This window comes from Pantoea sp. T14 (genome assembly GCF_036663535.1).
Taxonomy (GTDB): Bacteria; Pseudomonadota; Gammaproteobacteria; order Enterobacterales; family Enterobacteriaceae; genus Pantoea; species Pantoea phytostimulans.
This window is the reverse complement of sequence record NZ_JAWUEB010000025.1, coordinates 210773-228915: the sequence shown is the minus strand read 5'-3', so window position 1 is coordinate 228915 and position 18143 is coordinate 210773. Positions and strand designations below refer to the sequence as shown.

The 18143-nt window shown below is 53.1% G+C and carries 19 protein-coding genes and 1 riboswitch; of the genes, 2 read left to right on the top strand and 17 right to left on the bottom strand.

Features of this window, described 5'->3' with window-relative positions:
- Positions 1-210 precede the first annotated feature (210 nt).
- From SC127_RS13890 to SC127_RS13810, 17 genes are all read right to left on the bottom strand, one after another.
- The gene (locus SC127_RS13890; protein ID WP_332626940.1) at positions 211-1179 is read right to left on the bottom strand and encodes a HesA/MoeB/ThiF family protein; all 969 of its coding nucleotides are present in this window, start codon (positions 1177-1179) and stop codon (positions 211-213) included.
- A 9-nt stretch (positions 1180-1188) separates the two neighbouring features.
- Entirely contained in the window at positions 1189-1947 is a 759-nt protein-coding gene (locus SC127_RS13885) for a thiazole synthase (RefSeq protein ID WP_332626939.1), read from the bottom strand.
- Positions 1948-1949: 2 nt separating this feature from the next.
- Positions 1950-2147: a sulfur carrier protein ThiS gene (gene thiS, locus SC127_RS13880; protein ID WP_215848542.1), complete on the bottom strand. Its 198-nt coding sequence runs from the start codon at positions 2145-2147 to the stop codon at positions 1950-1952.
- Positions 2147-3076 carry an FAD-dependent oxidoreductase gene (locus SC127_RS13875; RefSeq protein WP_332626938.1) on the bottom strand — a complete coding sequence of 310 codons (930 nt, stop codon included), beginning with the start codon at positions 3074-3076 and terminating at the stop codon, positions 2147-2149. The genes thiS and SC127_RS13875 overlap by 1 nt, the downstream gene beginning before the upstream one ends.
- A 141-nt stretch (positions 3077-3217) precedes the next feature.
- A riboswitch (TPP riboswitch) is annotated at positions 3218-3337 on the bottom strand.
- Positions 3338-3437: 100 nt separating this feature from the next.
- Positions 3438-4217, bottom strand: a complete 780-nt coding sequence (locus tag SC127_RS13870; RefSeq protein WP_243079274.1) for an ABC transporter ATP-binding protein — start codon at positions 4215-4217, stop codon at positions 3438-3440.
- A complete protein-coding gene (locus tag SC127_RS13865) occupies positions 4214-4900 on the bottom strand; it encodes an ABC transporter permease (RefSeq protein WP_243079275.1) in 687 nt (228 codons plus the stop codon). The genes SC127_RS13870 and SC127_RS13865 overlap by 4 nt, the downstream gene beginning before the upstream one ends.
- A 9-nt stretch (positions 4901-4909) precedes the next feature.
- Positions 4910-5635, bottom strand: coding sequence for an ABC transporter permease (locus SC127_RS13860; protein ID WP_332626937.1), 726 nt, complete (start codon positions 5633-5635; stop codon positions 4910-4912).
- Between the two features lie 6 nt (positions 5636-5641).
- Positions 5642-6490: a transporter substrate-binding domain-containing protein gene (locus tag SC127_RS13855; RefSeq protein ID WP_243079277.1), complete on the bottom strand. Its 849-nt coding sequence runs from the start codon at positions 6488-6490 to the stop codon at positions 5642-5644.
- 20 nt (positions 6491-6510) lie between these two features.
- On the bottom strand, positions 6511-7698 hold the full coding sequence (locus SC127_RS13850; protein WP_243079278.1) for a M20 metallopeptidase family protein: 1188 nt from the start codon (positions 7696-7698) through the stop codon (positions 6511-6513).
- 340 nt (positions 7699-8038) lie between these two features.
- On the bottom strand, positions 8039-8998 hold the full coding sequence (locus tag SC127_RS13845; RefSeq protein ID WP_332626936.1) for a fimbrial protein: 960 nt from the start codon (positions 8996-8998) through the stop codon (positions 8039-8041).
- 10 nt (positions 8999-9008) lie between these two features.
- Positions 9009-11555, bottom strand: coding sequence for a fimbria/pilus outer membrane usher protein (locus tag SC127_RS13840; RefSeq protein ID WP_332626935.1), 2547 nt, complete (start codon positions 11553-11555; stop codon positions 9009-9011).
- Positions 11556-11692: 137 nt separating this feature from the next.
- Positions 11693-12379, bottom strand: a complete 687-nt coding sequence (locus SC127_RS13835) for a fimbrial biogenesis chaperone (RefSeq protein ID WP_332626934.1) — start codon at positions 12377-12379, stop codon at positions 11693-11695.
- Positions 12380-12465: 86 nt separating this feature from the next.
- Positions 12466-12987: a fimbrial protein gene (locus SC127_RS13830; RefSeq protein ID WP_332626933.1), complete on the bottom strand. Its 522-nt coding sequence runs from the start codon at positions 12985-12987 to the stop codon at positions 12466-12468.
- A 352-nt stretch (positions 12988-13339) separates the two neighbouring features.
- The gene (locus tag SC127_RS13825; RefSeq protein WP_243079281.1) at positions 13340-13945 is read right to left on the bottom strand and encodes a TetR/AcrR family transcriptional regulator; all 606 of its coding nucleotides are present in this window, start codon (positions 13943-13945) and stop codon (positions 13340-13342) included.
- Between the two features lie 99 nt (positions 13946-14044).
- Positions 14045-14953, bottom strand: a complete 909-nt coding sequence (locus tag SC127_RS13820) for an alpha/beta hydrolase (RefSeq protein WP_332626932.1) — start codon at positions 14951-14953, stop codon at positions 14045-14047.
- Between the two features lie 94 nt (positions 14954-15047).
- Positions 15048-15371, bottom strand: coding sequence for an AzlD domain-containing protein (locus SC127_RS13815; protein WP_215848530.1), 324 nt, complete (start codon positions 15369-15371; stop codon positions 15048-15050).
- Positions 15368-16033 (bottom strand): AzlC family ABC transporter permease, encoded by a 666-nt coding sequence (locus SC127_RS13810; RefSeq protein ID WP_332626931.1) that lies wholly within the window; start codon positions 16031-16033, stop codon positions 15368-15370. The genes SC127_RS13815 and SC127_RS13810 overlap by 4 nt, the downstream gene beginning before the upstream one ends.
- Positions 16034-16135: 102 nt before the next feature.
- Here SC127_RS13810 and SC127_RS13805 point away from each other — a divergent pair, with 102 nt between their 5' ends.
- Together SC127_RS13805 and SC127_RS13800 are read left to right on the top strand one after the other, a co-directional pair.
- A complete protein-coding gene (locus tag SC127_RS13805; RefSeq protein ID WP_215848528.1) occupies positions 16136-16684 on the top strand; it encodes a helix-turn-helix domain-containing protein in 549 nt (182 codons plus the stop codon).
- Positions 16685-16960: 276 nt separating this feature from the next.
- A complete protein-coding gene (locus SC127_RS13800) occupies positions 16961-18142 on the top strand; it encodes an NAD(P)/FAD-dependent oxidoreductase (protein ID WP_332626930.1) in 1182 nt (393 codons plus the stop codon).
- Position 18143 lies beyond the last annotated feature (1 nt).

Genomic DNA, 18143 nt, shown 5'->3' with positions numbered 1-18143 from the left:
CAGCATCAATTTCAATGCACGATCTTCATTATCTGGCAGCCCGCTATTAGAACTCATCCGCGACCAACAGAACATCGCTACTCTTCGTATTGACAATGAACGGCAACAAAGCGGAGGGAGAGCTTTCCCTATTGGGAAAATAACATTCACGGCTAAATGCGTCTCTACTGATAAATGCAGGTCTTAATGCACGCATTACTCACGCAATGTTTAACATTGATTCGCTGCAATTATTGCTAATCGGCAATGCCCACGTTGCTCCAGTGCCTGCGCAGCCTTAGCCGCACGCATTCCGCTGGCACACACCAGTACAATGCGCTGTTCTTCAGGTGCCTGCCAGGCTGCAAGCTCATCAGGCAACAGACGCAGAACGTCGTCAGCGATGCTGGTTGGCGCTTCCATAACACTGCGCAGATCAATAATACAATCTTCAGGCGTAAGCAGTTGTAGGTCGATAAACGGCACGCCGGGATGCGCCGGCTCCTCCGCATCATCAAAGCGGAACTGCCTCACGTGCCACTCGACAAAATCGCACTTGATCATACAACCGAGGGGCGACGGCTTGAGTTGCAGCAAGATGCTGAGCGCCATTTGTGCCTGTAATGCACCAAGCGTTGCCACGGCTGGCCCCATTACGCCCGCGGTATTGCAGTTGGCGGATGCAGTAGGCAATTGAGGGAAAAGTGCCCGATAGCTCGGTGCATCTGCACAGAAGCTTCCGACATAACCTGTTCGGCCCAGTACCGAGGCGCAGACCAGCGGAATATGGCGCGGATAGCAGACGTCAGAGAGTTGATAGGTAATAGCGAAATTATCAGCCGCGTCGATCACAATATCGATGCCATCAAGCGCATGACTTATCATGCTGGCGCGCAGTGTGTGTGGATGTGCTTCTACAATCGATTCGGGATTGCGCTGCGCTAGCGCCCGCTGGGCGCATACTGCTTTTGAGTGACCCACATCTGCCATGCCAAACAGCGTTTGCCGGTGAAGATTATGCAGTTCAACCACGTCACCGTCGTAAAGCTTTATAAATCCTACGCCAGCGCCCACCAGCAGCGGCAGTAGCGTTGATCCCAAGCCACCCGCACCAACCACCAGCACGCGTGCGCTTGCCAGACGCTGCTGCCCGGCATCGCCTATTTCCGGCAGCATTGATTGCCGCTGATAACGACTCATCTTTTATCCTCAACTGAACTCGGCCAAACCGAAAATGGGTGTAGAAGCGGCTGCCATGTCGCGGCGTTCCATCATCCCTGCCTGCTGCGCTTCCAGGCCAGCATGGATTGCTGAGGCAAACGCACCCGCCATACGCACCGGATCGCGTGCTTTTGCCACAGCCGTATTGAGCAGGATCCCGTCAAAACCCATTTCCATCGCCTGTGCCGCCTGGCTCGGCGCGCCAATGCCGGCATCAATGATCAACGGAATGCCCTTGAACCAGTCACGCATAGAACGCAATCCTTCGATATTGCGTAATCCCTGACCGGAACCGATAGGCGCGCCCCAAGGCATCAATAATTCACAGCCCGCTTCCAGTAATTTTTCGCCAACAATAAGATCTTCCGTGGTGTAAGGGAAAACGTTGAAACCGTCGGCGCAAAGAATGCGTGCGGCTTCGACCAAAGCAAAAGGATCGGGTTGCAGCGTGTCGGCATGCCCAATGACCTCCAGTTTTATCCAGGATGTATTGAAGAGTTCGCGTGCCATTTGCGCGGTGGTTACCGCCTCTTTGACTGTGTGACAACCGGCAGTGTTAGGCAGAATTCGCGTGTTCAGCGACTTCAACAGTTCACGGAATGCACCACCTGCACTGCCCTCGCGGCGCAGGCTAACCGTAATAATTTCTGTGCCCGATGCGCTAATCGCTTGCGCTAGCACATCAGGCGACGGATAACCGGCGGTTCCCAGTAAAAATCGCGACTGGGGTTGGAAATCGTAAAACATACTTAACCTCCCTGCATCGGTGACAAAATTTCTAGCTGACAACCTGCGGTGATGTGCTGAGCGTCGTAGCGAGATCGCGGTACAAATTCACCGTCCACGGCGCTGGCGACGCAGCTGGCATCTATCTGCTGTTCTTGAAGCAGTTCTGCCAAGGTGTTGGCTTCCGTTTCGATCGGACGACCATTAAGTTGAATACGCATTACAAAACCTCCTGGGCCAGTTGCTGCATCAGTTTTTCAGCCATAATGGGTGCCAGCAAAAAACCATGCCGATACATACCGTTTAAGGAAAATATGCCGTGTTGGTAGCGAACCTCAGGCAGGTTATCGCGATAGGCGGGACGCAGACCGGTGCCGCTTTCAACAATGCGAGCTTCAGCCAGTGCCGGATGAAGGGTGTACGCCGCGCTAAGCAATTCCATCATGGCGCGCGCGCTGATTGGGCTGTCGTCATGACTTTCCACCATGGTGGCACCAAGCATAAAACGTCCTGCTGCTCGCGGCACCAGATAGCAAGGGAATCGAGGGTGTAACAGGCGAACCGGGCGCGAGAACTGAACTTCATCAGTTTGCAGGATCAGCATTTCACCGCGCACAGCGCGCAGTGCAGGCTGGTCTTCGGCAGCGTGGATGCCGCGACAATCAATGATTTTTCCGCTGGGTTCGCCGTTATGAAAAGAGACATTGGCCTGCAGCAATTTTGTGCACAGTTGCTGCATAGCATCACGTGGATTTAGGTGCGCTTCGCCTGAAAAGAACAAGCCGCGTGCGAAGCGATTTTCCAACGCAGGTTCGATTTCGCCCGGTGCAACCCATTGATGCTCCGACGTCATTTTTGCGAAGCGCGTCAGTTCCAGGCTATCACGCGGCGGCGCAATAACTAACGTGCCGTTATGTTCAACGCCATCAACACGTTTTGACCACCACGCAGCGGAATGCTGTCCCCAATCGATAACCGCTTGAGGTGCGCTTTCAGCTTCGCACCAAGGTGCCAGCATGCCGCCAGCCCAATGCGAAGCCGGAAGACAATCCTCTTTGCTGATCACTTCGACGGATTCACCCTGTTCGACCAGCAGCGTGGCGACACATAAACCTGACACACCGCTGCCTAAAACCGACCAGCGGCTCATGATGCGGAGGCTGCGAGTAAAGCAGTTACATTGGGAGAGTTCATCACATTGGCCTCGTCGTTTAACAGCGAAGACCCGTGATACATGAAAGGAAAAAAGGCGAGAGCAGTGCGGATCGGCCCTTGCGGCAAGGAGCTCAACGCACTGAGATCCAGGTCTTCCTACGCCAGTATCAACTGGGTCAGGTTCTAAGGGTCGCTAAGCCGCGCATTGCGCTATTAGCCTCTCAGTCTCTTCGGCGAGACTCCCCTGACGGGTTCTAGTTTTATTTTAAGGACGGGGATTCGTCAAGGGCACGTGAAGGAAATCCTGATTAAAAACGTCACTCATCCTTGAATGAACGTAATCAAATAAAAGAACGTTATCCCGCGTTGCGCTGGAAATGGCTGTTTACAAAGGCGCGACAACGTGGCGATACAGGGTCGAGGAATACCTGCTCCGGTGCGCCAGATTCCTCAACGATTCCTTGATGCAGAAACACCGCTTTGTTCGATACTTCGCGGGCGAAACCCATTTCATGGGTCACGATGATCATGGTGCGCCCCTCTTCCGCCAGGCTGCGGATTACGCGCAACACCTCTCCTACCAGTTCTGGATCGAGTGCTGAAGTCGGTTCATCAAACAGGATTGCTTTTGGTTGCTGCGCCAGCGCACGCGCAATCGCAACGCGCTGTTGTTGCCCACCCGAAAGTTGTGAAGGCCAGGCATCGCGCTTTGCATACAAGCCCACTTTGTGCAGCAACGCTTCGGCTTCTTCAATTGCCTCTTTGTGACTGCGCTTTTGCACATGCACCGGCGCTTCAATAATATTTTGCATCACGGTTTTATGCGGCCACAGATTAAAACTTTGAAACACAAAGCCAAGCTGCATACGCATCAGCTTGATGCGACGACGCTGCTCACGGCTGAGCTTTTCCTCCGTGTTATCGATAGAGACGATTTCATCGCCCACCGAAATCTCACCAGCCTGAGGCACTTCCAGGAAAGGAATGCAACGCAGCAAGGTACTTTTACCGGAGCCACTGGCGCCAATCAGCGAAATAACATCACCGTCGTGTGCCGTCAGGCTGATATCGTGCAGCACTTCATGGCCCGCGTAACTCTTTCTGAGATGACTCAGCATAATCGTGGGTTTGGTCATGACCGCGCTCCAAAATAGTAAGGTGATAAACGTCGTTCCAGCATTGAGACGCCTTTGCTAACCAGCATGGTGAGTAGCAGATAAATCACGGCGGCGCTCAGGAACACTTCCAGTGCGCGGAAAGTGGACGAAACAATGGAATCCGCAATACCGGTCATCTCCATCAGGCTGATAGTGCTGACCAGCGAAGTGGCTTTGATCATTGAGATGATCTCATTGCTGTAGGCCGGTAATGCCTGGCGAATGGCAATGGGTAGCGTGATGCGGGTGAAGATTTTATGCGACGACATGCCAGAAACTTTTGCCGCTTCCAGTGACTGAATGCTGACGGCACGCAAGCCGCCACGCAAGATTTCTGAGGTATACGCCGCATCGTTGAGGATCAGCGCCAGTAATCCGCACCAGTAAGGATCGCGCAGCAACGGCCAAAAAATACTTTCACGAATAGCGGGTAAGCTGCCCAAGCCGTAATAAACCATAAAGATTTGGATCAGCAGCGGTGTGCCGCGAAACAGCCAAACGTAGAAGCGGCAAACGTAACTGCCGATGTGCGTTTGACGCAGCAGATTAAGCAGCAGCGCCAGGATAGCGCCGCCGAGCAAGGATAGAACCGCCAAATTAATGGTCAGCGGCAATCCTTTGAGCAACGCCAGTAGCGTTTCCTGCAAGAAAGTGAAATCCACGTGGGCTCCTTAAAGATTCGCGCGCTGTTGGCCGCGCAGGGCAAATTTTTCCACGTAGCGGAAAACCAAGTCTGAACAGGTGGTGATTATCAGGTAAATCACGGCCCCTACGCTGTAGAAGAAGAAGGACATCTGCGTTGAGTTAGCGGCGGTGGAAACCTGATTCATGGTTTCGACCAAACCGGTTACCGACACCAATGCCGACTCTTTAATCACCGATTGCCACTGATTTCCCATGCCGGGAAGCGCGGTGCGCAGCGCCTGTGGCACGATCATTCTACGGAACATCATCAGGCGTCCCATGCCCGTCACTGTTGCGGCTTCCAGCGTGCCTTTTGGAATAGCGTAAAAGGCACCACGAAATACGCTGCTCTGATAAGCCCCGGAAATCAGTCCAATTGCAATTGCGCCTGCGATAAAACCATTAACGTCGAACGGCCCCTGAAAACCCAGCGCGGTGCCAACAGAAGAAACCACCTGACGTCCACCAAAGTAGAACAGGTAGATCACCAGCAACTCAGGTACACCACGAAATACTGTGATGTAGCCCGCTGCCAGCCGCTGTTGCCAGCGCGAACCGGCGATCTGCATCCAGCACAGTAAACTGCCTAAAATAGCGCCCAGAAACCAGGCGCACAGAGAAACAGTGACAGTAACCGTGGCGGCGTTAAGCAACACGCCGCCCCAACCTTCATCACCGAAGCCAAGTATTTGCCAATCAATATTCATAAACATAGGCAATTAGGCTTTTGGTGCGACGTCTTCGCCAAACCATTTAATGGAGAGTTTGCTCAGCGTGCCGTCTTTAATCATGGATAACAGCGCCTCATCCAATGCCGCTTTCAGCTCGGCATTGCCTTTACGCAAACCAATTGCTGAACCCGCTCCCAGCACGCCACCCGTAAAACCGTAGCCGCTGCTGCTGATAGCGTCGGTGTGTTTTTTCACAAACGCATTAAGATTGGTACGCGAGGCCATAACCGCATCAACACGGCCATTCATCAGGTCGGCGAAAGTTTCCGGGCCAGCTTGATAGGTACGAATTGTCGCAACGTCGCCCAGATACTTTTGTAAGAAATCAGCCTGAATTGTGGCGACCTGCACGGCAATGGTTTTGCCTTTGAAGGTGGCTTTCAAATCATCAATAGACTTTTTCATGCCAGCTTCATCGTCAGCGGCAACCACAGTACCGGTGCCCGGCAACGAAGCTAAAGGTGAGGTTTTTGCTGTGACAAAGCTGGAAATGCTAACGGTATATTCGTGGGTGAAATCGATCGCTTCGGCACGTTTAGGCGTAACAGTGACCGCATCAATGACGGCATCATATTTACCGTCAATCAGGCCGGGAATCATACCTGACCATTTTTGCGCAATAATTTCATATTTGAAACCCGCACGTTTTGCCAGCTCCGCCACCATATCGGGCTCATAACCAACAATTTTGCCGCTTGGCGTAGTTTGGTTAAACGGCGGATACGCGGCTTCAGTTGCAAATTTCAACGTGCCAAAATCTTTAGCATAAGTAAGCGCTGACGTACTCAGCAGAACCATTCCCAGGGAGACAGCAAACAAGCCTTTACGCATCATCATCTAAACCTCAATTTTTTATATTAGGAGAGCAAGTCAATCGCGAGGCGTGTTAACGCCTGCGTCCCGGCGGCAATACTGCGTTCGTCCGGTTGATAATCGGAGTTATGCAGATGATCGTCGCGTCCAGGCGTAGCAGAACCAATATGAATCTGGCATCCCGGAACGCGTTCAGTAAACAGTGAAAAATCTTCCGCGCCAAAGCTGGCGCTGGGTTTTGCGATGATCGGCTTATCAAATTGATGCGAGAGAATGGTTTCCAGCGTATCGATCAATGTGTCATCGTTCATTAATGGCGGAACGCCGCGCTGATAGTTGACCTCAATCCGCACGTTTTGCGCCAAAGCGACACCTTCGCACATCCGCTTGAACGATGCTTCCATATCAGCACGCACTTGTGGCGATTTGGTGCGGATGGTGCCCTGAAACAGGCAGCTGTCGGGAATAATATTATGCGTGGCGCCGCCCTGAATATGACCAATCGTCAGTACTGCGGAGTGCGCGGGGTCACGCTCGCGTGAAATGATGGTCTGCAGTTGGCTGATCAAATGCACGGTGGCGATGATGGGATCGCTGCCCATGTGTGGACGTGCCGCATGGGTGGAAACGCCATGAACCGTCACGTCAAACTCATCGCTGGATGCGGTGCTCGCACCGCGCGTTAACGCGATTTCACCGGCTGCCAGCTCTGGTTTATTGTGCAGCGTAATTGCCCAGTCAATGCCTTCGGCAGCACCATCGGCAATCATCGCTTCTGCACCGCTGTCAGGCGTCTCTTCTGCTGGCTGAAAAATCAGGCGTACCGTGCCTTTTAGCTGTTGACGATAGTGCGGCAAAATAGCGGCTACGCCGAGCAGCGTCGCGGTATGAATATCGTGACCACAGGCGTGCATTTTTCCGGGATAGGTGCTGCTGAACGGCAAACCCGTTTGTTCTTGAATCGGTAATGCGTCCATGTCGGCACGCAGCAGCACGACTTTGCCCGGCTCAGCGCCATGAATATCTACCATCACGCCGGTTCTGCCTACGCCGGTTTTGGGCTGCAAACCCAAAGCCAGTAATTGTTGCGTGACCAAATTGGCCGTGCGAACCGTATCAAAACCTAATTCGGGATGTGCATGAATATCACGACGAATCGCCACTAAATGGGATTCAAGTTCTTTTACTCTGGCGTTGATTTCCTCGGCCAGCAGCTTTTTATCTTCATTCATAGCAGGCTCGATAATAAGGTGTCAGCGTTGTTTTCCGCGGACAGGATAATATTTAAGGCGGTTATAAGCCGTTTTGTGAAATTTGCGACCGTTTATTTATTCACAGCACGTCAGATAAAGCAATGCAGAATCGAGCCGATTACAAGCTTAAAAATCAATGAGATAGGGTAAATGAATGGGGAATCGAAGAATAATGCGGCGGATAAACAATATTATTAATAATTAATCTCGCCGCATAAATTTAACTACTTATGTTACTGAACAATTAGGCTGGCTCAGGTTGTGAAAAAGTCGCCAGCAACGGGTTTGGATACGCGAGGTGGCGATACGTTGCGTGCCGTTAATTATATGTCATGGTAAACGTGGCAGAGGCGTTTGTCTTTCCGCCAGCGATGGAAGCAGCCGTCTGATAATAACGCGCGGTTAACGGTAGCAGTAAATTCCCTGTCATTGTCGCGGTGCCAAAGTTCAGCTCGGTACCGAGATCCACCGGCGTGCCGTCTTTAAGCAGCTGAATCCCTATGCCTGACGCCTGGTCCGTACCGGCGTTGAGAGCCAGTACGCCTGTCGGACCCGCGAGTTTTCCATCCAAAGTCATTTTTACCTGCGTGCCCGAAGCGCAGTTTACCCCGACAGTAAAGTCTTTGGGTTTCGCAACCGAGCCTACGCCGCTGAAATCCGCTTCCACAGCGTTATCCAACCTAACGTTAATGACCGTGTTATTAATGGAGCAGGCAACGGGAATGATATAGGTGTCGCTCCCCAGATAGGCCGTAGCATGAAACTCCGGGTAGGAAACAATTTCGTACTTTATGAGCGTTCCCGCTATCACCCGCCCGGCCCCGACGCTACCCGGCACAGTTTTGACCAGCTGTGCCACTACACCTTCTCCATCTAAATAAAAATTCTCGTTAGGGGACATATCATCCAAAGTAGGGAATTTTGTAGAAGGCTCCCCTATACGGAGGCCCACGCCCCGGATATTCGTGTTATAGACATTATTCCCGTAAGCACTGAGTGTGGGAAAGCTTAAGAGCGTCCCCTGTATGGCGTAGGCGCTATCGCATACAAACAAAGCCTGCGACCCGTGATAACCGTCCGTTCTGGCAACGGCAAGAACGGTACCCACCGGAGCGTCCGCCCGCACCATCACGCTGCCAAAGGTGAGCGGTTTGTTCTCAGGTGCGGATATCCCGGCTCCCCAATGACAGGCTGCCATTGCCGACTCAGACAGAATAAATAATGGGGATAGGATCAGACTGAGCAACAATGCTTTCGCTTTTTTATCAGATTTGGTCATGGGTAACTCCTTATTCGCAGAGCGCAGTGACGATTTTCACAGCGACGGTTTGTTTTGTTTGCGCAGGCAGGGTGAAGGCGGCCTGGCACTGCTGCGTTGCGCCACTGCCCCATGACACGTTTAACCTGCCGCTTAGCGGCACGCCGCTCAGATATACCTGGCCGCCATCTCCCACGATCCCACTGTTGCCAGCGTCGCCGTCAAGGGTCGCCATGGCGCCAAACGGGACCGGTCCTGCGCTGCGGTTAAGGTTGACCAGCACGCGGCTGCCGGTGCGGGTTTTAAAATCGGCCAGCACCAGCGCGCCCTTCGTCGGCACCACCGACGACGTGGCGGTATCGATGTCCATGTCTTCGCCGTACGTACCGGTATCAAGCGCAATGCGGTTATGGCGGTAGGTTGAGGCGTAAGGCACCACACTGTAGCCACGCCAGTCGGTTTTCACTCCGGTGTGGTTTTCAACCCTGACGCCGTCTGCGCCCGGCGCGCGGACCAGCACGGCCGTCTCACCGGTGGCCTGACCAAACGTGACGCCATACGGGTGCACCACCACCGAGCCCTGTGCACCATAGTTCACCTGACGGGCATTGCTGGCGTAGTTATAACCGGCGCTGACTTCGCCGTAGGTACCTTTATAGGTGCCGCTCAGGTCGCCACCATAGCCCTGACCGCGACGGTCATAGCGCTGCTGAACCCTATAGTTCAAGTTGTTATCTTCAAGCGCCGTGCCACTCAAGCCGGCATTGTGCGTGGTGCCGCCGCTCTTACTGCGGGTCAGGCCATAGCGTGCCCAGCTGCCCGCCATAAACCGGTCAAGCGGGATCTGCACGCTGAACGCCAGCTGGCGGTCTTCGCTGCCCAAGCCCGGCGTTCGAGACAGGGTATAGTTCAAGCCGTAGTTAACACCGCCATGGGTCAGATAATAGCCGGCTGAAATATTGCGCTCACTGCCGGTTTGCTGCCAGTAGTCCTGCTGCGAGGCAGAGATATAAACGCTGCCGTACTCTCTAAGCGACTGGTTAAGGTTGAGCATCGCCTGGCTGCGTTTGTTGTACCGTAAACGCCATACCTCATCCTGGCGGACGTCCACTTCGTTCGCTTCCTGCATGCTGAAGAAGCCTGACGTGGAGTAGCGATAACCTGCCAGCGTGAAGGTGGTGCCTGTCGCGGCAATATCTTTGGCGTATTGAAAGCGGAAAGACTGGCCGCGGTGCGTGGAGTCATCGCGTAATGTGGCCTGTGCCTGCGTTGCATCCATGGAGACAGAGCCCCAGTGACCAAAGCTGTGCCCCAGTCCCAGCGCTGCTGACTGATAGTTGCCAGACGCCTGCACCCCGCCGTACACCGTGCTGGACAGGGGCAGGCCATAAATTGCCGTTCCCTGTACAAAATTCGGCGTATTGCCGCTCAGGTAAGCGGTACGGTAGCGCCCCGCCGTCGCGGCATATTTCAACTGCCCTTCGCGCTGCATGATAGGCACCGCGGAGAAGGGCTGCAGAGAGATCCGCTCTGAACCGTCAGCTTCGCGGATAACCACTTCCAGATCCCCACTCGAAGCGGTCGGATACAGGTCAGTAATGGTGAACGCACCCGGCGCCACGTAAGTCTGATAAATCACGTAACCGTTCTGGCGCACTGTCACCTGCGCGTTAGACTGCGCAATGCCACGGATAACCGGAGCAAAACCGCGCAGGCTGTCGGGCAGCATATTGTTGTCAGACACCAGCTGCACGCCCCTAAACGGCACGCTGTCAAACACCTCGCCAGGCGTGGCGCTGTCGCCGAGGGTCAGCTGGCCTTTTAAGGGCTGCACGTCACGCTGTGCGTACGTACTGATACTCTGCCAGCTGGCTCTCTTCTGCCCGCTGCCTGCATAGGTGGAATAGTTACGCAGGCGCCAGGCACCGGCGTTAAAGCCGCTGCGCAAATTGAAGAAGTTACTGCGGCTGCGGCCCGTGCCGTAGTCAGTGTTGGCCCCGCTATAGCTGTAGTTCAGCCGGGCCGAGGTCAGCCCCTGATCCCACAACGCAGGGTTAACAGCGTTACGGGCCTCAATGTTAAGCGCCGCCTGCGGAATGCTCACGTCAAGGCGCTGCTGGCTGAAATCAAAGCGGCTGTCGGCGTCAGGGATAAGCTCACCCAGGTTGCTCAGCGCCTGGTCCTGACGCATCAGATTCAGCAACGGGAAGGCTTCATTTTTCACCCCCATCGCGCTTAATTCGGCGGGCGTGAATTCGGGCAGCAGCCTGCCCCCGTCGTCGACAAACGTGACGTCGCGGGTGCCGACCTGGTTGCCGTTGAGATAAACATCAACGAGATAGATTCCGGGCAACTGCCCGCCAGCGGTGGAAAACTGCCTGAGGTCACTTTCGGCCGCGCTGCTCTCTTTTAATTCCAGCGCAGCAGGGTCGAAATAGTCTGCAGCGGCAGCGGGTGAAGCCGCCAGACAGAGGCCGGATAAAATACCGGCAGCCACAAAACAGGCTACTGTCGAATAAGGCAACCCGCTGACCGCCTGAATTTCGTCCTGAAACGTATTGTTAATAGGGTGACGCATTGATTTTATTATTGATTTTTTTATCGTTGAGGTCATCTTTCATATTCCCGCTTGGTGATTTTCAGGCGCAGCCGCTCAGGCCCGGCAGAAAAATCAGCCGGGCGGAGTAAGGATTAGCTAAAAGGAGGGGTGGTTAATTACAGCTGACGCGTCTCGGCGCCGGTCACACCACCAAAGTCATTTATGGCTGTCCAGCTGACTGAACCGCCTCTGGCCTTCATTAACGGCAGTTCCAGGACGGATTTCGGGGCGATCATGCCCGGCGCTTTCAGTGGCGTGCCGCCCACGGTGATGCTGTTAAACGAGACGTAATAGGGCGTGGGATTCGTGATAACCAGCCTGTCACCGCGAACGGCAAACGCCAGCTTCTTATAGGCACTGCCGGCATTCTCTTTCAGCGCGGACGGACGGTAGAACAGTTTGATTTTGGTCTTGACGGAGATGAGTAAGCGGTTTGTGTCGGTGCTTTCAGACGCCGGAATAGACTTGATGTTTGCCCAGAACACTGACTCCCGGTCTTCCGGTAAGCTTCCGCCCGTGCGCACAATGCGGACAATGTTTTCTTTGCCCGCATCGAGGCGAAACAGCGGGGGCGTAATAATAAATGGGGGCTTGTCTGCCGTGGCTTCCGGATAGGTTTCCACCCATGACTGAATCAGGAAGGGTGCTGTTTTTTCAGGGTTCTTTACCGAAATGGAGGTCTCTTTTTTATCCGCATGATAAATAATGCGCGTCCCACCGATAATCACGCCCGCCTGGGCGGACTGCAGCGCGGCTAAACCAAGAAGACTCAAAAAACACAGGCCCGTTAATAAGCGAGACATCTTTTTTCCTTCACTTTTTTATCGTTAATCCGGCAAAAAATAACCCGCCACGAGCGGCAGGTTATTTACATCCGTGTTCCGGGGTATCAGTTATACAGCACGGTGAAGTCAGCAGCGGCGTTCGCCGAGCCTTCCGTCACGGTGGCAGCCGTTGACTGATACTTGGCGAAATAGGTCAGGGTGGTGTCGGCTGCGGTGCTCAGCGGATAGGTTTTAGACTTGGACGCCAGCGGAATAGCCGTGGTGCTGTCATCTTCGAACAGGGCAATGGCCACGTTTTTAGCGGTAGAGGCCGGGCTCAGCGCCAGCAGGTTGCTGTTTACAGGATCAGCCGGGCCGCCGAAGCTTACTGCGGCGGTGGTTGCCGCGGCCGGACAGGCGCTCAGCACCACGGTGATTTTGCCGCTACCTGAGGTAGAGCCGGCCGCGCCGAAGTCGCTGGTACCGACGTTACCGAGGGCAACGGTCTGGGCTTGAGACGCGGCGTCGATGGTACAGGAAGCCGACGTCACGCTGCCGGTGAAGTCGATAGTGCCGCTTGCTGCGTTTGCCGCAGAAGCGAAAGCGGCACCTGCCAGGATGGCCAGTGCGATAATGTTCTTGTTCATGGTGTTGCTCTCCATGCCCGACTGTGAGGAGTCCAGGCTGTTTAATGAGGTGTGCTAAGTGAATCAATCGCCGGCAGTGAAATGTCCGTTCGCTCAGCTGCCGGGCTGAAAACATGATGCAGGGTTTACCGGGAAACATTAATCAGCCCGGTCTTCTTGTCGCGTAGGAAACGGATGATACGTGGCAGGGATAATTTGCCGGGGGCCAGCGTGGTGAGTTCAGAAACGGCTCTCGTGAAGGGCCGGAAGGCCCGTCGGGCATGATGACTTACGTCGTCGTACTATGAAACACGCTATCGATTTTCTCCTGAATCGTTTTTAGGAGATGATCACGCCTTAATCAGCTAAAATTTTAGTTAAGGATCTTTAACGCCAACGGCACAATGCTTTCGTCAGGACGCGTTTGGGGAATTTTTCCGGCTACGCGCATGCCCAGCACAATGCACAGCATCAATGAAGCTGTGGCATCTGCATTCAACTCCGCGTTGATTGATCCATCCTGCTGACCTTGCTGAATTAAAAGCTGGATATTCTTTAAATTACGCATCAGTGCTTCGCTGACTGCGTCCGCGAGATCGTGATCAAGTGTTTGCAGTTCAACAGCACTACCTGCAACCAGACAACCGCGCTGCCCTTCTATATCTCGCACCGATTCAACATAAAAAACCAATAGCGCTTCCAGACGTGATAAACCTGTTTCGCACGTTGCCAGTCGGCTACGTAGATCGCTGTTGCGCAGCGACAGATAGCGGGAAAAGACTTGTGTAAACAGCTGATTTTTATCGCTGAAAGCTTTGTAGATGCTTCCAGTGGTAAGCTGCATCGCTTTACTGAGATCGCTCATGGATGTGGCATGAAAGCCTTTCTCACGGAACACCAGCATGGCGCTATCCAGCACCGCTTCCAACTGGAATTCACGAGGTCGCCCCCGATCTTTGAGAGTCGTTGGGTCACGCATCAATTTACCTTATTTAGGAAACAATCATTTCCCATAAGCTAATGGAAAACCATGATGATGTGAAGCCTGAGAGTAGCGACAATAAAGATCCTGCTCATCTCAATTTTGATTATTCGACATGATGCGCAGCGTATCGGTGAGGGAAGACGGTAATATTTGCCCGTGCGTTTGGCCCGGATAACGTGACAGATGCAAATCTCCACCTTTGTGTTCAAGTATCTGCATTAATTGGCCCTCTTCGTGCTTGAGATCACTCGAGTGGCCTTTACGTTGTTCGGTCACGCCATCACCTTCCATCAAATAAAGCGATTTGTGCTGCAAGCGCGCCGGATCACTCTCTTCAGCCAACGCGATAATGCGTTGGTTTGCCCAACCTAATGATGGCGCAGCAGCAAAGTAGTTGTGAAACCATGTTGTGTTGTAATAGGAATCAAGCACAAACAGGCCACCGAAGGAGTGTCCCCAAATGCCGCGTTTAAGAGGATTGCTGGGGGCTTGCTTTTCGACATACGGCACCATTTCATTTAAAAGAAGCTGACGAAACTCAGCGCTTCCGCCGCCCTTTCTGCCTCGCATCCGCTGATCTTGTTCAAGATTTTCGCCTGCCGGTGTATAGTCAAAACTGCGCGCGGCCACGTCAAAAGGGAGATTGGTGTCGTAGCCTACCGCTACCAGCACGGGCGGCGCTTCGCTGCTCATCTGTTTTAACATCGACTCCGTTAAGCGCGCCATTGCCGCGTTGCCATCTAGCATATACAGAACCGGATAACCTGCTGCGGGAGCGGCTTTTTTAGGAATGCCAATCCAGACTTTATAGCGACGCTCGCCATCAGCAGAGGTGAAGAAATGCGTCTGAAATTGATAATAAGTTGAACCCATGTCAGCGATGTTTTCGCCCAGCGGCTTGAGTTCAGGCCGGGCTAACAAAGATGTCGAAGGAAGTAATACCACCAGCGCTAACAGCAGAGTTGAGTAGATTGAGCGCAGAGAAAAGAATGCGTTAAACATGAGATCGAATGCCTGAAATTATTAACTATTATTTAACTTTCATGCATCCTGGCATAATTTTCCCCGCGACAAAATCCCGAGTTCAGTGTGGGAATTAGGGTACGCCAAAGTAACGTAATAGAGCCGTCATCACTGCAGCGCTGATAATAATCGTAATCAGCGGGGCTTTGCGCCAGGCGAGAAAAACGGCAAACAGAACGCCAAGTACGCGCGCCATTCCGGCAAAATGTTGTCCTTCGAATAGCGTGCTAGTGGCTGCAACGGCTAACAATAATACCGTTGCAGCATCAGCCAGCAGGCTTTGAGTACGCTCGGTTATGGCTAAGCGATTGCCCAACTTCACGCCCGCAAAACGGATTAAATACGTCCCAACCGCCAGCAATGCAATTCCGGCGATGATCAAGCCGTGCTGATTCATTTGTGTGATCTCCAGGCGAGCAAGCCCAATAACGAAAACAGTACCGGCATGCCTGCGGGAACAAATGGCGTGGCGGCAAGCGATAACACTGCCCCTACTGAAGCCGGAAGCCGGGTACGGCGTTGACGCAATGCCGGAAAGATCAACGCAATCAGAATGGTGGGAAATACGGCATCCAGGCCGATGGTGGAGATGTCAGGAATGAACTGACCAATGGCGGCTCCGGTCATTACGCTGATCGGCCAGATTAACCCAATACCTATGCCGCAGATCCAAAATGCTGCTCGCCGCTGTTCAGGCTGAGGCTGAGAAATACCAAATACTACGCTTTCATCATTCATAATATGGCAGCCGAGCAGACCACGAGAACCGCGTCCTACCAAATCTTTAACCGCGATGCCAAACGGTAAATGGCGTGCATTAACCAGAAGTCCTGCCGCTGCCGCCGTAAGAGGACTCCCGCCGCTTGCGACGATACCGATAAACAAAAACTCTGACGCTCCCGCCAGTACCAAGGTAGAGAGCGCAAGGGGAACCCAAAGCGGAAACCCATCGGCAGTTGCCAACGAGCCATAACTCAAGCCAACAATCCCATCAGCAATACAGACCAGGAAAATAGCTTTTACGACGCCTTTTCCCACTATCTCTTTTTGCGGCAACATAATAATTTCATCTCATAACGAACGATTTATCCATTATAATGAACCCGTGTAAATAGCATTACAAGACGAACGTTACGTTCGATTTATCAAACAGGAGTAAACGTGACGACGCCCATTAGCATCATTGCCAACGGTTTAATCCGCGAGCGTCAGCGTGCAGGCTTATCGCTGGCAGAAGTCGCTCGTCGAGCCGGAATTGCGAAATCTACACTTTCTCAACTGGAAGCAGGCAATGGTAATCCCAGCATTGAAACGTTATGGTCGCTTTGCGTAGCGTTGAATATTCCCTTCGCCCGCTTGATGGAACCTGAAGCGAATCGGATGCAGGTGATTCGCCGTGGCGAAGGGCCGACCGTGACGGCTGAACATGCAGATTATCAGGCCGTTTTATTAGCAACCTGCCCACCCGGTGCGCGACGCGATATCTATCTGCTGCATATCCAACCTGGTTCTGAACGCCAGTCTCAGCCACATCCACCGAATACGGTTGAGCATTTAATTCTGACGCAAGGGCGAGCTTTAGTCGGCCCCATTGATTCGCCGGTTGAACTGGAAGTGGGTGATTACATCAGCTATCCGGGTGATGAGGCACATATCTTCCGCGCGCTGGAGCCCGATACCTTAGCGGTACTGGTGATGGAACACATTTAAAACACAGAGCCACCTTGCGATGGCCTTTCAAATGCCGACGTCCTGACGTTTATTCACTCTTCAGGAATGGCGACGGCCGGATCGGCTTTCCGCCTGGTTTGACAAGACCAATGCCTGAAAGATCCAAGCGTTCGTGATTGAGCTGTGTGATCTTTGTTAGAGAGTTGGGTTGACGTGAATCCCGGCATCGTTGATCTTAATTTTCTCATTTCAGGGCTGCTGGCTTACATGCAGATGAGCCAGCCTTACTGTTTTCTTCTCGGGAGGTGTTCAACGATGCCACAGCGTATTGCTGTTATTGGTGCAGGCGTACTGGGATTATCCGTGGCGCGTTCACTGGCTATTCAAGGTGCTCAGGTTACGGTATTTGATAAAAGCTTACCCGGCAGTGGAACCAGCCAGATTAGCTATGCATGGGTAAACGCTAACGGCAAAAGTCCGCAAACCTATCACCATCTCAATGCCAGCGCGATTGACGAACACAAACGGCTACAACATGAAAGCGGCTTAAACGCGCCGTGGCTTCTCGAAACCGGAACCTGGGAGTGGGCAGCTGATGCTTTCACCCTTAAACAATTAGAATTGCGGGCAGAAAAGCTTGCCGCGCTGAAGTACCCTTTTCGCGTAGTGGATCGTCATAGCCTGTTGCAAGCTTTACCTGAAATACAACTCGATCCGCGCATTCAACAAGCCTGGCATTTCTCGTCTGAATGTTTGATCTATCCCAGTTTGTTCGTTGCACGGTTATTGGCTGATTTGCGCGAAAAAAACGTAGAGGTATGCGTCAACCGCGAAGTTATCACCCTGGATGAAACCGAAGAAAATGTAACGTTGACGCTGTCTGACGGCCAAGAATGGCAAGGTGATCACCTTGTTTTAGCTACCGGACGATGGTCATCGGAATTAATTGGGCAACTGGGACTTGAACTGGATATGACGGATGCGAATCGTGCGGATAAAACCGCCTGCAGCTTTCTCGCATACACTAATCCGCTCCCCATCCAACTCAATAGCAATATCATCACCCCAGAACTTAACGTGCGACCCGATGGGGGCGGCCGATTGATGCTTCAGGCTCTGGATTTGGACCACCACGCCGATCCTGCCCGGCCGGCTGATGTGAATGGCATGATTGGCGTTGAAATGTTGCGGCGTTTACGTCGTCTGTTTACCAATGCGCAAGGTGCCCGAATAGAGCGAATTGAAGTGGGTCAGCGCTCACGTCCTGCGGATGGCTTGCCTGCTCTGGGTTTTGTCACGTCAGCTCAACGTGTTTATCTGATGGCGACCCACAGCGGTATGACACTTGCACCGCTTTTAGGTCGTTTAGTGGCTGAAGAAATAATCGCCGGCGCTCGTTCAGATATGCTTACTGATTTCGCGCCGGACAGATTATTGCGTCCACGCAGTGAAAAAAAGGGATCGGCTGCGCCAGCTTATTTACCCGCAGCGCAGTAAT

Coding starts and splice junctions, on each gene's coding strand:
- SC127_RS13890 (WP_332626940.1), bottom strand. CDS start 1,179: ATGAGTCGTTATCAGCGGCAATCAATGCTGCCGGAAATAGGCGATGCC.
- SC127_RS13860 (WP_332626937.1), bottom strand. CDS start 5,635: ATGTTTATGAATATTGATTGGCAAATACTTGGCTTCGGTGATGAAGGT.
- SC127_RS13870 (WP_243079274.1), bottom strand. CDS start 4,217: ATGACCAAACCCACGATTATGCTGAGTCATCTCAGAAAGAGTTACGCG.
- SC127_RS13885 (WP_332626939.1), bottom strand. CDS start 1,947: ATGTTTTACGATTTCCAACCCCAGTCGCGATTTTTACTGGGAACCGCC.
- SC127_RS13800 (WP_332626930.1), top strand. CDS start 16,961: ATGCCACAGCGTATTGCTGTTATTGGTGCAGGCGTACTGGGATTATCC.
- SC127_RS13840 (WP_332626935.1), bottom strand. CDS start 11,555: ATGCGTCACCCTATTAACAATACGTTTCAGGACGAAATTCAGGCGGTC.
- SC127_RS13810 (WP_332626931.1), bottom strand. CDS start 16,033: ATGTTGCCGCAAAAAGAGATAGTGGGAAAAGGCGTCGTAAAAGCTATT.
- SC127_RS13815 (WP_215848530.1), bottom strand. CDS start 15,371: ATGAATCAGCACGGCTTGATCATCGCCGGAATTGCATTGCTGGCGGTT.
- SC127_RS13820 (WP_332626932.1), bottom strand. CDS start 14,953: ATGTTTAACGCATTCTTTTCTCTGCGCTCAATCTACTCAACTCTGCTG.
- SC127_RS13875 (WP_332626938.1), bottom strand. CDS start 3,076: ATGAGCCGCTGGTCGGTTTTAGGCAGCGGTGTGTCAGGTTTATGTGTC.
- SC127_RS13855 (WP_243079277.1), bottom strand. CDS start 6,490: ATGATGATGCGTAAAGGCTTGTTTGCTGTCTCCCTGGGAATGGTTCTG.
- SC127_RS13845 (WP_332626936.1), bottom strand. CDS start 8,998: ATGACCAAATCTGATAAAAAAGCGAAAGCATTGTTGCTCAGTCTGATC.
- thiS (WP_215848542.1), bottom strand. CDS start 2,147: ATGCGTATTCAACTTAATGGTCGTCCGATCGAAACGGAAGCCAACACC.
- SC127_RS13850 (WP_243079278.1), bottom strand. CDS start 7,698: ATGAATGAAGATAAAAAGCTGCTGGCCGAGGAAATCAACGCCAGAGTA.
- SC127_RS13830 (WP_332626933.1), bottom strand. CDS start 12,987: ATGAACAAGAACATTATCGCACTGGCCATCCTGGCAGGTGCCGCTTTC.
- SC127_RS13825 (WP_243079281.1), bottom strand. CDS start 13,945: ATGCGTGACCCAACGACTCTCAAAGATCGGGGGCGACCTCGTGAATTC.
- SC127_RS13835 (WP_332626934.1), bottom strand. CDS start 12,379: ATGTCTCGCTTATTAACGGGCCTGTGTTTTTTGAGTCTTCTTGGTTTA.